Origin of the sequence: Micromonospora sp. NPDC006431 (assembly GCF_042870725.1) — a bacterium.
Taxonomy (GTDB): Bacteria; Actinomycetota; Actinomycetes; order Mycobacteriales; family Micromonosporaceae; genus Micromonospora.
In genome coordinates, this window is record NZ_JBIAHQ010000002.1 from 1 (window position 1) to 12,806 (window position 12,806).

Consider the following 12,806-nt stretch of genomic DNA (forward strand, 5'->3'; position numbering starts at 1 on the left):
GCGTGTGTTTCTTTGGTTTTTTTTGGGGGTTTGTGGGGGCCCCGGGGGGTCCGGGGGGCCGCCGGTCCTACTCTTCCGACAGTTTTTTGGGGGGGGGGGGGGGGGGGGGGGGGCCCCCCCCCCCCCCCGCCGAAGCGCATCCCCAGCCAGGCGCGCCGGCCGGTCAGGCGGCCAGCCGCCGGGACAGCTCGTCGGCGACCTGCCGGGCGATTTCCGGCGACAACGCGGCGGCGATCGCCTCCGGGGTGAGCTGCGCCAGCAGCAGCGGCGCGAGCGCGGCGGCCAACGCCGGCACGTCGACCGGCTGCCGGCCGGCGACCGTGGCCAGGTCGACGCGGATGCCGTTCACCTGGTCGACGAGCCACACGGGCCCGCCGGCCCCCTTCAGGTCGCTCCGTATCTTGGTGCGGCCGTTGGCGATGGCCTCCATCCGCCCGTCGGTGAACCCGGACTGGCTGACCAGGGTGGGCAGCACCGCGGCGAGCTGGTTGAGGACAGCGGCGTGCGCGTCGGTGAACTGGGCCATGGGGTCCTCCAGAAGTCCGATGCCGGTCAGGTAGCGGCGGAACAGCGGGGTCTGGTCCCGGCCCGCCTTGGTGGAGTCGCGGAAGAAGCTGAAGTGGGTGTGGGTGAGGTGGCTGGAGTCGCCGGTGGTGCGCTTCCGCAGCCGGTCCCACCGCTTCACCACCTTGCCGTCCGGTGAGTAGATGATCTCTCTGATGTCCCGGGTGTCCGCCGCGTTGGCAACGCACTGCGCGACGCACCAGGCGGAGAAGGTGCGCAGGTTGTGGGTTCGGCCGCCGGAGCGGACCGTGAACATCCCGACGTCCAGGGCGGACGCGTCGAGGGTCAGGCCGGAGGAGTCCCGGGTGGACTCCACCACGGAGTAGTCGTTCTTCACGACCCGGTCGGAGCCGCAGTGATATCCGCCCCGGTGGTTGGCGTCGCCGACGATGCCGACCTCGCCGGGTTCGAGATCCTCCGGCCGCACGGCCTTCTTGTCGACGTTGAGGTAGGTGAGCAGCAAATTGCGGACGGCCAGCAGGTTGTTCGGGGCCCGCGTCATCGGATTCCCCCCTTGTGGATCGTCAGCCGGCCGGGCACGACAATCACTCCGCGTGATGCGGACGATCCGGGGACGCGCCCGGTCGGTACGGTGCACGGCGCCGGGCAACTGACCCGAGAATATCCACACCGACATGCAGTTGCCCAGCTCAGAGGCACTATCTGCAACTATGAAGGGGCTGCGGGCGCCGCCGCGGCCTGCGGCAGCACCAGGGCGGACGGGTGCGCGGGGTCATGCAGCACCTCCCGCCATCCAGCACGGAGGGTGACGGCTGTGCCCAGCGGTTCCCCGGTGCCGGGGTTGCGCGCGTAGCGCGGATGCGCACCGCCGGACACCTGCACGCGCAGCCGGTGCCCCGGCGCGAAGCGGTACGCCGTCGGCCAGAGGGTGACCGGCACCCGGACCACGCCGGACGGATCGACCGGGAAACGCCCCGGCGCCACCCGGACCAGACCGTCGCAGACGTTCCAGGACCGACCGCGATGGTCCACGTCGCAGAGGCGTACGAAGACGTCCAGGTAGGAGAGTTCACTGCGAACGTGGATCTCGGCGTGGACCGGGCCGACCACCTCGACCGGGCCGTCCAGCGGCTCGCTGGTGTAGGTCAGCACGTCGGGCCGGGCCTCCACCGGCCGGTTGTCCACGGCGCCGGCCCGCTGGGCGACCAGCAGCGGGCCACCGAGCGACGGGGTGGGGTCGGCCGGGTCGTACCAGATCCGGTCGGGCGGGGACGACGCCGGCGCGGCCGGGTCGAGGGCCCGGCCGGCGTGCAGGTGCCACCGGGCCGGCCCGGCCGGCGGGGGCCAGTCGGGCAGGTCCCGCCACCCGCCGCCGACGCCCCCGACGTGCACCCGCACCGGTGCGCGCCGGACCGCCGGGCGGCCGGCCAGGTGCGCGTCGAGCCAGTCCAGTCCCTCTCTGAGGGCCGCCACCAGGAGCCCCGGGCTGCCGTGGGTCCACGGGCCGACGGTCAGCCGCGGCCGGGCCCCGGCCGACCGGAGCCGGGCGTAGTCGTCGAGCTGGGCGGGGAGGAAGATGTCGTGCCAGCCGCTGATCATCGCCACCGGTGCCCGCACCTCGGCGATCCGGTCGCCGAAGACCCGCAGCCGCCAGTAGTCGGCGTCGGGAGTGTGGTGGCGCAACCACTCCTGGAAGAACGGCACGGTCACCCCGGTGGCGATGTGATCCGCCTCGGCCAGCGGCAGGTGGGCCAGCGCGCGGGCCAACCGGGGCTGCCCCCGCCGGAGCTCCCACTGTCGGGCCAGCCACGGCACGGTCTGCGCCTGCAGCAGCTCCGCCCAGGTGAGCACCGTGTCCAGTGCGAACGACTCCCCCGCGTACGTCGAATCCCGGGTGGCCGATGCGGTCACCACCGTGACCATCGCGCGTAGCTCGTCGGCCGCCTCGGCGGCGAGCGCCCACTGCACGAAGCCCTGGTAGCTGGCGCCGAACGTGCCGAACGACCCGGACCACCAGCGCTGCCGGCGCAGCCAGTCGAGGGTGTCCAGGCCGTCGTCGCGCTCATGCACCAGCGGGACGAACGCACCGCCGGAGCCGTAGGTACCCCGGCAGGACTGGATCACCACGTGGTAGCCGCGCTCGGCGACGAGCCGGCCCAGCAGCCGGATCGGCCCACCGCGCCCGTACGGGGTCCGGATGAGCACGGTGGGCGCGCCCGGCAGATCCGGGGCGTAGTGATCGGTGCGCAGCGTGACCCCGTCCCGCACCCGGACCGGGATGTCCCGCCTCACCGCGACCCGCCGCGTCCGGGCGGCGGGCAGCCGCAGCGCGGCGGCGGCAAGCCGGGTGAGCAGCCCGTCCATGTTCAGTCCGCGGGCGATCCCGCGGCGGCCGGGTCGGCGCCCGCCGCCCGTCGGGCCGGTTCGCCCCGGGCCGCGCGGACGGCGTCCCGGTGCTCCCGCATCGAGGTCATCAACGACGTGGGCCACCGGCCGGTTCCTCGACGCATCAGTCCTCCCCGTGGTCGCCCGCCGCACCCTAACCAGGATCGGCGGGGCCCCGGGGGGCGTGCGACGCCGCTCCGGACGGGCGCGGCCGAGGCGGGGGTCCCGCGCCCAGCCACTCCGCCGGGCCGTCGGGCTCCGCTGTGGACGGCGGATCGGCCACGCCGACGGCCCGGTCCCGGGTGGCCCAGGCGACCATGAACACCGTGGTCCAGGCGGCGCCGAGCAGGACGGACGTGGCGGTGCCGCTGGCCGTACTCCAGCCCAGGTAGAGCCGGGCGCCGCCGACGGCGAACACCCCGGCCACGGCACCCGTCCACACCGCCACGGCGACCGGCCAGCGCGCCCCGCGGGACAGCAGCCAGGCCAGCGTGCCGAAGCTCGCCGTCACCACCGTGATCTGGGTGGGCAGGAGCACTGGCGTGTCACCAGGGCCGCCCGGGCCGGTCAGGTCGGCGACCACGGCCAGCACGACCAGCGGCACGAACGCCCCCACCGTGCCGACCACGCTGAGCAGGTCGGCCCGCCAGGGGCGGCTCCGCCAGGCCAGCACCGCCGCGACGACCGCCACCGCGGCGATCAGGGACGACCCGCGCAGCACCGAGACGGCGGCCAGCGCCGCGTCGGCCACCCCGGGGGTACGCCGGGCGGCGAACCACTCCGCGATGAGGCCGTCGACCACCCCGAGCCCGCTGTGCCGGACCACCGCCTCCAGCACCGCGGCGACGGCCAGCCCGGCGGTGAAGAGCAGCAGCAGGCCGGCAGCGAGGTTGAGCAGCAGCGTCCAGGCCGGCCCGATCCGCATGGCGACCAGGAAGAACAGCACCCCGTACCGGGCGCGCAGCCAGCGCAGCGGGGGCACGGCGGCCGCCCGGGCGGCCAGGGCCCGGGCCGGGTCCGGGTTGCGGCCGAGCCAGCGACCGGCCAGCACCACCCCGACGAGGCAGAGCAGCAGCACCAGCACCGCCCCGGTGGCCCGGCCGAGCAGCCGGGACACCTGCGCGTACGACTCGCCGGCGGCGTACCCGGCCAGCACGGACGCGCCGACCCAGCTCACCACCCCGGCCAGGTTCCACGGCGCGAACCGCCGGTACGGCAGGCCCGCCGCGCCGGCAAGCCGGGGCGCCAGGGTACGGGCGAAGGCCACCCAGCGGGCGGCCAGCACACCGCGACCGCCCAGCCGGTCGAGCAGCGAGTCGGCCCGCTGCCACCGGGCGGCGCCGATCCGGGCCCCGAGGCCGGAGGCGCGCAGCCGGGGCCCGTACCGGCGCCCGGCCCGGAAGGCGAGTGTGTCACCGATCACGGCGGCGGCTGTCATGGCCAGCAGCGTCGGGACGAGCCGCAGCGTCCCCGCGTACGCTAGGAAGCCGACCAGCAGCAGGGTCGCCTCGCCCGGCACCAGCAGTCCGAAGATCACCGCGGTCTCGCCCGCAACGATCATCGCGGCGACCAGGTAGATCAGCAGGGCCGGCAGATCCTGCAGCCACGTCAGCAGGTCAGGCATCCGGTCCCCCGCACGAGGACCAGCATGCCAGTCACTGGAACGGTCGGAACAGCAGTTTCGGCAGAGATCCGGGCGATCTCGGGGTGACCCCGACACGCGCCCCGGCAACCGCAGACAGGAGTATGGAGGGTATGCAGCTTCGCACCGACCTCCGCAACGTCGCCATCATCGCCCACGTCGACCACGGCAAGACAACCCTGGTCGACGCCATGTTGCGGCAGGCCGGCGCCTACGGCGCCCGCGGTGAGGTCACCGAACGGGTCATGGACTCGATGGACCTCGAGCGGGAAAAGGGCATCACCATCCTGGCCAAGAACACCGGCGTGCACTACCTGCCGGCGGACGGGTCCGACCCGGTCACCATCAACATCATCGACACCCCGGGCCACGCCGACTTCGGCGGCGAGGTCGAGCGCGGCCTGACCATGGTCGACGGGGTGGTGCTGCTGGTCGACGCCAGCGAGGGCCCGCTGCCGCAGACCCGGTTCGTGCTCCGCAAGGCCCTCAAGGCCCGGCTGCCGATCATCCTGGTGATCAACAAGGTGGACCGGCCCGACGCCCGGATCAAGGAGGTCGTGGACGACACCTACGAGCTCTTCCTCGACCTGGACGCCGACGAGGAGCAGATCGACTTCCCGATCGTCTACGCCTGCGCCCGCGACGGCATCGCCTCGCTGACCCAGCCGGCCGACGGCGCGGTGCCGGACGACAGCCACAACCTGGAGCCGCTGTTCCGCACCCTGCTGGACACCATCCCGCCGCCCGCGTACGAGGAGGACGCGCCGCTGCAGGCGCACGTCACCAACCTCGACGCCTCGCCGTTCCTGGGCCGGCTGGCGCTGTGCCGGGTCCGGCAGGGCACCATCAGCAAGGGCCAGACCGTGGCCTGGTGCCGCACCGACGGCAGCACCCAGCGGGTCCGCATCTCCGAGCTGCTGATGACCGAGGGCCTGGAGCGCAAGCCGGCGGATTCCGCCGGCCCAGGCGACATCATCGCGGTCGCCGGCATCCCGGAGATCATGATCGGCGAGACCCTGGCCGACGCGGAGAACCCGACCCCGCTGCCGCTGATCACCGTCGACGAGCCGGCCATCTCGATGACCATCGGCACCAACACCTCGCCGCTGGTCGGCCGGGTCAAGGGCGCCAAGGTCACCGCCCGGATGGTCAAGGACCGCCTCGACAAGGAGCTGATCGGCAACGTCTCGCTGCGGGTGCTGCCCACCGAGCGTCCCGACGCCTGGGAGGTGCAGGGCCGCGGCGAGCTGGCGCTGGCGATCCTGGTCGAGCAGATGCGCCGCGAGCAGTACGAGCTGACCGTCGGCAAGCCGCAGGTGGTCACCCGGGAGATCGACGGGAAGACCTGCGAGCCGGTCGAGCGGCTGACCATCGACGCCCCCGACGAGTACCTCGGCGCGATCACCCAGCTGCTGGCCACCCGCAAGGGCCGGATGGAGCAGCTGGTCAACCACGGCACCGGCTGGATCCGGATGGAGTGGCTGGTCCCGGCCCGGGGCCTGATCGGCTTCCGCACCGAGTTCCTCACCGAGACCCGCGGCACCGGCATCCTGCACCACGTCTTCGAGTCGTACGAGCCGTGGTTCGGCGAGCTGCGGACCCGGGCCACCGGCTCGCTCGTCGCCGACCGCTCGGGCGCGGTCACCGCGTTCGCCATGACCAACCTGCAGGAGCGCGGCCAACTCTTCATCGAGCCCGGCACCGAGGTGTACGAGGGCATGATCGTCGGGGAGAACTCCCGCTCCGACGACATGGACGTGAACATCACCAAGGAGAAGAAGCTCACCAACATGCGCTCCTCGACCTCAGAGGAGACCGAGAAGCTGATCCCGCCGCGCAAGCTGTCGCTGGAGCAGGCCCTCGAGTTCTGCCGCGAGGACGAGTGCGTCGAGGTGACCCCGGCCGCGGTCCGCATCCGCAAGGTGATCCTCGACCAGACCCAGCGCGGCCGGATGGCCGCCCGCCGCAAGCACGCCGGCTGACCCCAGCCCACCCCGGAGCCCGGACCGCCCCCAGCGCCCGGGCTCCGCCGTTTCCCCCACCCCCGACGTCGGCGTCGGCGTCGGCGTCGGCGTCGGCGTCGGCGTCGGCGTCGATCATGGAGTTGGCGGCAGTCCTGCAGCGCGAAATCGCCCGCCAACCTCATGATCAACCCGGGTCATCGCGGGGCGTGGGTAGGTCAGGCGGGTTTGGTGGCCTGGAAGGCCAGGATGTCGGGAATGGGGGTGGCGCCGGACTCCTGGACGCGGGTCAGGGTCAGGCCGGCCGCGGTGACCGCGTTGAGCAGGTCCGCCAGCGGCAGGTGCCAGGCGCCCACCCGGGCCCGGACACCGCTGGAGTTCCACGACCGGAAGCTGCGCTCCCGCTCGCCGTACCCGCCGTCGATGACGATGCGCGCCGGGTCGGAACGGTCCGCGAACGGGCCGATGAAACAGGGGTGCACGCCGATGTGGACGAAGCGCCCGCCCGGGGCGAGCACCCGGGCGGCCTCCGCGACCACCGCCGGGTAGACGGGCAGGTCGGTGTGCCCGAGTACGCAGGTGACGGCACAGACGCTCGCGTCGGCGACCGGGAGCCGGGCCGCGTCGCCCCGGGCCACCGGCAGCCGGGTACGGGCGTACCGCAGCTGTCCGCCGGAGAGGTCGACCCCGACCGGCTGCCAGCCCAGCCGGCGCAGCTCGGCGGCATGCACCCCGGTGCCGCAACAGACGTCGAGACAACGACCCGGACCGTTGCCGAGCAGGTCGGCGAGCTGGCGACGGACCCGGTGCTGGTAGTCCGCCGAGGTGTCGGTGGCGAACTGCTCGTACCAGTCGGCGATGGCGTCGTACGCGGCGGTCGTCATCCCCGCACGCTAGACGGCCGTCGGGCGGGCCGCAGCCCCGCCGGTGATCGGCTACGGTCACCGGCATGACCTGGGAGGATCTCGACTCGTACCTCGACAAGGCACCCGGCACCATCTCCGCGTACGTGGGGCGACTGGGTGCCCCGCCCACCTGGACCCGCCTGCCCGACGCCACCCACTACGCGGCCAGCACCATGAAGATCGGGGTGCTGGTGGCGCTGCACCGCGCCGCCGAGGCCGGCCGGCTGAACCTGGACGCGCCGGTGCCGGTGCACAACGCCTTCGACTCCGCCCTGCCGGGCGCACCCCGGTTCGCCAACGCCCGGGACTACGACAACGACGACGCGGTCTGGGACCGGGTCGGCAGCACCGCGTCGCTACGCTGGCTCGCCGAACGCATGATCGTCCGATCCAGCAACCTGGCCACCAACATCGTCATCGGCGCGGTCGGACTGCCGGCGGTGGCCGAGGCGTGGGCGCTGGGCGGGGCGCGGCACAGCGTCACCGGCCGCGGCATCGAGGACTCCGCCGCCCGGGAGGCGGGCATCGACAACCTGGTCACCGCAGCCGACCTCGCCGCCCTGCTCGGCGGACTGGCCCGCGGCGCCCGGGAGCCCGGCCCGCTGGCCTCCCCGGCCGGCTGCGCGTCCATGCTGGACGTCCTGTTCGCCCAGGAACACCGTGAGGACCTCGCCGCCGGGCTGCCCGCGGGAACCCGGATCGCGCACAAGAACGGCTGGGTGCACGGCATCCGGCACGGCGCCGGAGTGGTCTTCCCGGCCGACGCGCCGCCGTACGTGATCGTCGTCTGCACCACCACCGACCTGGCCGACGGCGGCCCGAGCGGCGAGGAGGACGACGACGCCTGCCGCCTGATCGCGCACGTCTCCGCGCACGTCTGGGCGTCCCGGCACGACCTGGCCGACTGACCGCACCCCGCCGGCCCGCCGACGGGCGGGCCGGCGGCCAGAGCTCACTCCAGCAGCTGCGCGCGCAGCGCGGCGACCGTCTCGTCGGTCACCCCCAACCCGTCGCGCAGATACGCCCCGAACGAGCCGTGCACCCGCCGGACCTCGTCGTACGCGGCATCCAGGTATTCCGGCCGCACCTCCAGCAGCGGGCGCGCGCTCGCCGGGTCCAGATTCGACCGACCCCGGGTCATCGCCGTCAGCAGCACCTCGCGCAAGCTCTCGGTCAACTCGTTGTGCCGCAGGTAGTCTGCCCGGATCGCCGCCTCGTCCACGCCGAGCGCGGTCAGCAGCACCACCGACAGCCAGCCGGTCCGGTCCTTGCCGGCCGAGCAGTGGAACAGCAGCGGCAGGTTCGCCCCCTCGGCCGCCAGTCGCACCGCCGCCCCGAACCCGGCGCGGGCGGACTCCCCGGTGACGAACCACCGGTAGATCGCCACCATCGCCGCCGGCATACCCTCCCGGGCCAGCTGCTCGTACGCGCTCAGGTCGTGGCCGAGCAGCACCGCCGAGACGTACGTGAAGACGGGGTGGGCCCGGTCGTAGACCGGCAGGTGCACCACCCGCGGCTCACCGGCCAGGCGGTCCGGCGGGGCGACCTCCTGCTCGCTGGCGTGCCGCAGGTCCACCACGCAGGCGGGCGCCAGCTTGCCCAGCACCGGCAGGTCCTCGTCGGTGAGCCGGCCCAGCGCGGCGGTGCGGATCAGCCGACCCGGGCGGACCCGCCGCCCGTCCGATGTCGGCAGACCGCCGAGGTCACGCGCGTTCGGTGCGCCCACCAGTGCCCAGTCCCGTTCCGCCATCGGCCCTCCCCAGTCGCCGGCAAACCTCCGTATAGGGTGCCGCACATGACGATCGCCGCGGTACGCACCCACCGGCTCTCCGCCCCCTTGCACACCCCGTTCGTCACCGCGCTGCGCCGCACGACCACGGTGGACACCCTGGTCGTCGAGGTCGTCGACAGCGACGGGCGGTCCGGGTTCGGCGAGGCCCCGCAGGTCTGGCAGGTCACCGGGGCGTCGATCGCCGGCGCCGAGGCGTGCGTCCGGGACCTCCTCGCCCCCACGCTGACCGGACGGGACGCCGACGACCTCCAGGCCCGCTGCGCCGAGGTGCGCCGGACGGTGGTCGGCAACGAGTCCGCCAAGGCGGCCGTCGACGTCGCCCTGCACGACCTGGCCGCGCGGCGGCTCGGCGTACCGCTGGTGCGGCTGCTCGGCGGCACCAGCCTGCGGGTCCCGACGGACGTCACGCTGGCCGCCGGCGACGCCGTGGACCTGGCCGCCGCCGCGAAGCAGCGCCGGGCCGAGGGGTTCACCGTGCTCAAGCTAAAGGTCGGCACCGACGCCCGGGGCGACCTGGACCGGGTCCGCGCGGTCCGCGCGGCGGTCGGCCCCGACGTGCGCATCCGGCTGGACGCCAACCAGGGTTGGACCCCGCGCGAGGCGGTCCGGGTCATCCGGGGCATCGAGGACGCCGGGCTGGACGTCGAACTGGTCGAGCAGCCAGTCCACCGGCGGGACCTGGACGGGCTGGCCTGGGTCAGTGACCGGGTGGACCTGCCGATCCTCGCCGATGAGTCGGTCTTCGATGTCCGCGACCTGGTCGAGGTGATCCGCCGGCGGGCGGCCGACATGGTCAACGTCAAGCTGGCCAAGTGCGGCGGCCTGCACACCGCGCGGACGCTGCTCGACCTGGCCGCCGCGCACGGGATGGGCACCATCGTCGGCTCGATGATGGAGAGCCCGGTGGGCGTGGGCGCCGCGGCCAGCCTGGTCGCCGCCTACGGCACCACGGCCGTCTCCGACCTCGACGCCGCCTGGTGGCTCGCCTGGTCGCCGGTGGGCGGCGGAATCCGGTACGACGGCGCGAGCGTCCTGCTGCCCGACGAGCCCGGCCTCGGCATCTCGGCGGTACGTGAAGTCAATGTGCACGCCCGCGCTTGATGGTTGGTGAAATTTTTCATAGGGTCGCCGGAGAGAACCGCGAGGTGGGAGTGGACGTGGAGCTGCAGCCGGGCCGCGAGGCCGCCGTCCGGGTCCCGGTCGCGACCCTATGGAGCGCCCCCGAGGCCGTCCGCCCGATCGACGGTGCCGCACTCGGCGACACGCCGGACACCGCCGCCTGGGTCGCCGGCATGGACCGCGACCAGCAGGTCGGCGAGTGCGTGCTGAGCCAGCTGCTGCTCGGCGAGCGGGTGCTCGTCACCGAGCTGCGCGCGGACGGCTGGGCGCAGGTCGTCGCCCTCGAACAGCCCGCCGCCAAGCTCGACCCCCGGGGCTACCCCGGCTGGCTGCCCACCGCCCAGCTCACCGCCCCGGCAGAGACCGACGCGTCGGCGGGCCCGTTGGTGGTGGACGCCACGCTCACCGCGCTGCGCACCGCCCCGGACGGCCCGGTGGCCCTGCCCGAGGTGGTCCTCGGCACCCGTCTCGCACCGGCGGGCCGGACGGTGGACGGATGGCGGCCGGTGCACGTACCCGGCCGGATGGACCCGCTCTGGGTGCCCGAGGCCGATGTGGTCCCGCTGCCCACCGAGCGACCGGAGGCCAAGGAGGTGCTCGCCGTGGCGGAGCGGCTGCACGACCTGGTCTACGTCTGGGGCGGGGTCTCCAGCCACGGGATCGACTGCTCCGGTCTGGTGCACCTGGCCTGGCGGCGGTACGGGGTGACGCTGCCCCGCGACGCCGACGACCAGGCCGAGGCGACCAGTCCCCTGGCGCTTGGCGAGGAGCGTCCCGGCGACCTCTACTTCTTCGCCCGGCCCGGCCGCCGGATCCACCACATCGGCATCGTGAGCAGCGAGCCGCAGGGTGAGGTCCGGCGGATGCTGCACGCCTGCTACATCCAGCGCGTGGTGATCGAGCAGCGGCTTCCCGATTACCGGGAGGCCACCCTGGTCGCGGCCCACCGCGTCTGACCTCCGTACGCGAATGGGGCGCTCCCGACCTCGGGAGCGCCCCATTCGCCGGGTGTGGGTCCGGTCAGTGTCGCGCCGCGGCCAGCTCGCGGCGCCGGTCCCGGGACGACTTGACCAGGCTGGCCGCGGTGGCGATCCCCAGGGTGCCCAGGATGACGGCCAGCGACAGCCAGATCGGGATGTGCGGGGCCCAGGCCACGTGCTCGCCGTTGTTGATGAACGGCAGGTTGTTGTCGGCGAGGGCCTCCAGGACCAGCTTGACCCCGATGAAGCCGAGCACCACGGCCAGGCCGTAGCTGAGGTAGATCAGCCGGTCCAGCAGCCCGCCGAGCAGGAAGTAGAGCTGCCGGAGCCCCATCAGCGCGAAGACGTTCGCGGTGAAGACCAGGTACGGCTCCTGGGTGATGCCGAAGATCGCCGGGATCGAGTCGAGCGCGAAGATCAGGTCGGTGGTGCCGATCGCGATCATCACGATCAGCATCGGGGTGAAGAGCCGCCGCCCCTTCTCGTGGGTGGTCAGCTTCGCGCCGTCGAAGTCCCGGGACAGCGGCAGCGCCTTGCGGCTCCACCGGATCAGCACGTTCTCGCTGAACTCGTCCTCGTCCGGCTCGCCCTGTCGGGCCAGGTTGATCGCCGTGTAGATCAGGAACGCGCCGAAGATGTAGAAGACCCAGGTGAACTGGGCGAGCAGGGCCGCGCCGGCGGCGATGAAGCCACCTCGCATCGCCAGCGCCAGCAGGATGCCGATGAGCAGCACCTTCTGCTGGTACTGCCGGGGCACCGCGAAGCGACCCATGATGATCACGAAGACGAAGAGGTTGTCCACCGAGAGGCTGTACTCGGTGAGCCACCCGGTGTAGAACTGGCCGGCCACACTGGGCCCGGCGGCGAGCCACAGCCCCACGCCGAAGAGCAGGGCCAGCCCGACGTAGAAGCCGACCCAGATGCTCGACTCACGGACGCTGGGCTCGTGCGGACGCCGACCGATGATGAGCAGGTCGACGAGCAGGACGGCGGTCAATGCGACGAGGGTCGCTGCCCACACCCATCCGGACACGTTCAAGATCTAACCTCCGGCAGACACACAGCGTCGGGCACACCGTACGCCCCGTGGGGGGCTAAGGTGCGTCGACGCTGACACTGGTGACTGTCGGAGGTCTCTTCCGCCACCGACCGGGGGTGCCGGTTCGCTGACCAACGGAGCCGGGTCGTGCCACCGGGGGGCCGGCGCTCTTCCGTGCTGACGACTCCATTGCGGGGGAATACTCCCCTCCTCGGGCGCCATTGTTCACCATGAAGGCGGCTCGGCGCATCTCCGGGTGCCCGGATTGATGAGGGAATCACGTTCCGCCGCGGGACGGATCTCTCCCGCCGACGCTTCCTAGGAGGCTAGGTGAACGGCTCCGTGGTCGGCAGCCGGATCGGCGATACGGCGGCATCCCGGCCGATGGAACCCAGGTCGGCGAGATGGGGGCGACTGTCGGGCGGCGCCCGGCGGATGGTGTGGCGGCCGGAACAGCC

General features: G+C 73.2%; 11 protein-coding genes. 4 read left to right on the forward strand and 7 right to left on the reverse strand.

The features are described 5' to 3' along the window. Nucleotides 1-163: 163 nt before the first annotated feature. From ACFYM6_RS03550 to ACFYM6_RS03565, 4 genes are all read right to left on the reverse strand, one after another. Nucleotides 164-1,066, reverse strand: a complete 903-nt coding sequence (locus tag ACFYM6_RS03550; protein ID WP_387271878.1) for a hypothetical protein — start codon at nucleotides 1,064-1,066, stop codon at nucleotides 164-166. A 167-nt stretch (nucleotides 1,067-1,233) separates the two neighbouring features. Beyond that, nucleotides 1,234-2,889 (reverse strand): CocE/NonD family hydrolase, encoded by a 1,656-nt coding sequence (locus ACFYM6_RS03555; protein ID WP_387271880.1) that lies wholly within the window; start codon nucleotides 2,887-2,889, stop codon nucleotides 1,234-1,236. Nucleotides 2,890-2,891: 2 nt separating this feature from the next. Next, nucleotides 2,892-3,035: a hypothetical protein gene (locus ACFYM6_RS03560; protein ID WP_387271882.1), complete on the reverse strand. Its 144-nt coding sequence runs from the start codon at nucleotides 3,033-3,035 to the stop codon at nucleotides 2,892-2,894. Between the two features lie 29 nt (nucleotides 3,036-3,064). Further along, the gene (locus ACFYM6_RS03565) at nucleotides 3,065-4,534 is read right to left on the reverse strand and encodes a DedA family protein (RefSeq protein ID WP_387271884.1); all 1,470 of its coding nucleotides are present in this window, start codon (nucleotides 4,532-4,534) and stop codon (nucleotides 3,065-3,067) included. Nucleotides 4,535-4,665: 131 nt separating this feature from the next. Here ACFYM6_RS03565 and typA point away from each other — a divergent pair, with 131 nt between their 5' ends. Beyond that, complete coding sequence (gene typA, locus ACFYM6_RS03570; RefSeq protein ID WP_387271885.1) at nucleotides 4,666-6,534, forward strand: translational GTPase TypA; 1,869 nt, start codon at nucleotides 4,666-4,668, stop codon at nucleotides 6,532-6,534. Between the two features lie 197 nt (nucleotides 6,535-6,731). On the opposite strand, the gene ACFYM6_RS03575 is transcribed toward typA, so the two are convergent. Beyond that, nucleotides 6,732-7,397, reverse strand: coding sequence for a class I SAM-dependent methyltransferase (locus tag ACFYM6_RS03575; RefSeq protein WP_387271887.1), 666 nt, complete (start codon nucleotides 7,395-7,397; stop codon nucleotides 6,732-6,734). 65 nt (nucleotides 7,398-7,462) lie between these two features. Here ACFYM6_RS03575 and ACFYM6_RS03580 point away from each other — a divergent pair, with 65 nt between their 5' ends. Then, nucleotides 7,463-8,326, forward strand: a complete 864-nt coding sequence (locus ACFYM6_RS03580) for a serine hydrolase (protein WP_387271889.1) — start codon at nucleotides 7,463-7,465, stop codon at nucleotides 8,324-8,326. A gap of 44 nt (nucleotides 8,327-8,370) precedes the next feature. On the opposite strand, the gene ACFYM6_RS03585 is transcribed toward ACFYM6_RS03580, so the two are convergent. Beyond that, entirely contained in the window at nucleotides 8,371-9,168 is a 798-nt protein-coding gene (locus tag ACFYM6_RS03585; RefSeq protein WP_387271891.1) for a tyrosine-protein phosphatase, read from the reverse strand. Nucleotides 9,169-9,213: 45 nt separating this feature from the next. Between ACFYM6_RS03585 and ACFYM6_RS03590 the strand changes: the two genes are divergently transcribed. Together ACFYM6_RS03590 and ACFYM6_RS03595 are read left to right on the forward strand one after the other, a co-directional pair. After that, entirely contained in the window at nucleotides 9,214-10,311 is a 1,098-nt protein-coding gene (locus tag ACFYM6_RS03590; protein WP_387271893.1) for a mandelate racemase/muconate lactonizing enzyme family protein, read from the forward strand. Nucleotides 10,312-10,367: 56 nt separating this feature from the next. Then, nucleotides 10,368-11,285 carry an NlpC/P60 family protein gene (locus tag ACFYM6_RS03595; protein ID WP_387271895.1) on the forward strand — a complete coding sequence of 306 codons (918 nt, stop codon included), beginning with the start codon at nucleotides 10,368-10,370 and terminating at the stop codon, nucleotides 11,283-11,285. Nucleotides 11,286-11,349: 64 nt separating this feature from the next. Here the strand turns inward: ACFYM6_RS03595 and ACFYM6_RS03600 are convergent, their stop codons facing one another. Continuing rightward, nucleotides 11,350-12,348, reverse strand: coding sequence for a TerC family protein (locus ACFYM6_RS03600; RefSeq protein WP_387271897.1), 999 nt, complete (start codon nucleotides 12,346-12,348; stop codon nucleotides 11,350-11,352). Between the last annotated feature and the right edge of the window lie 458 nt (nucleotides 12,349-12,806).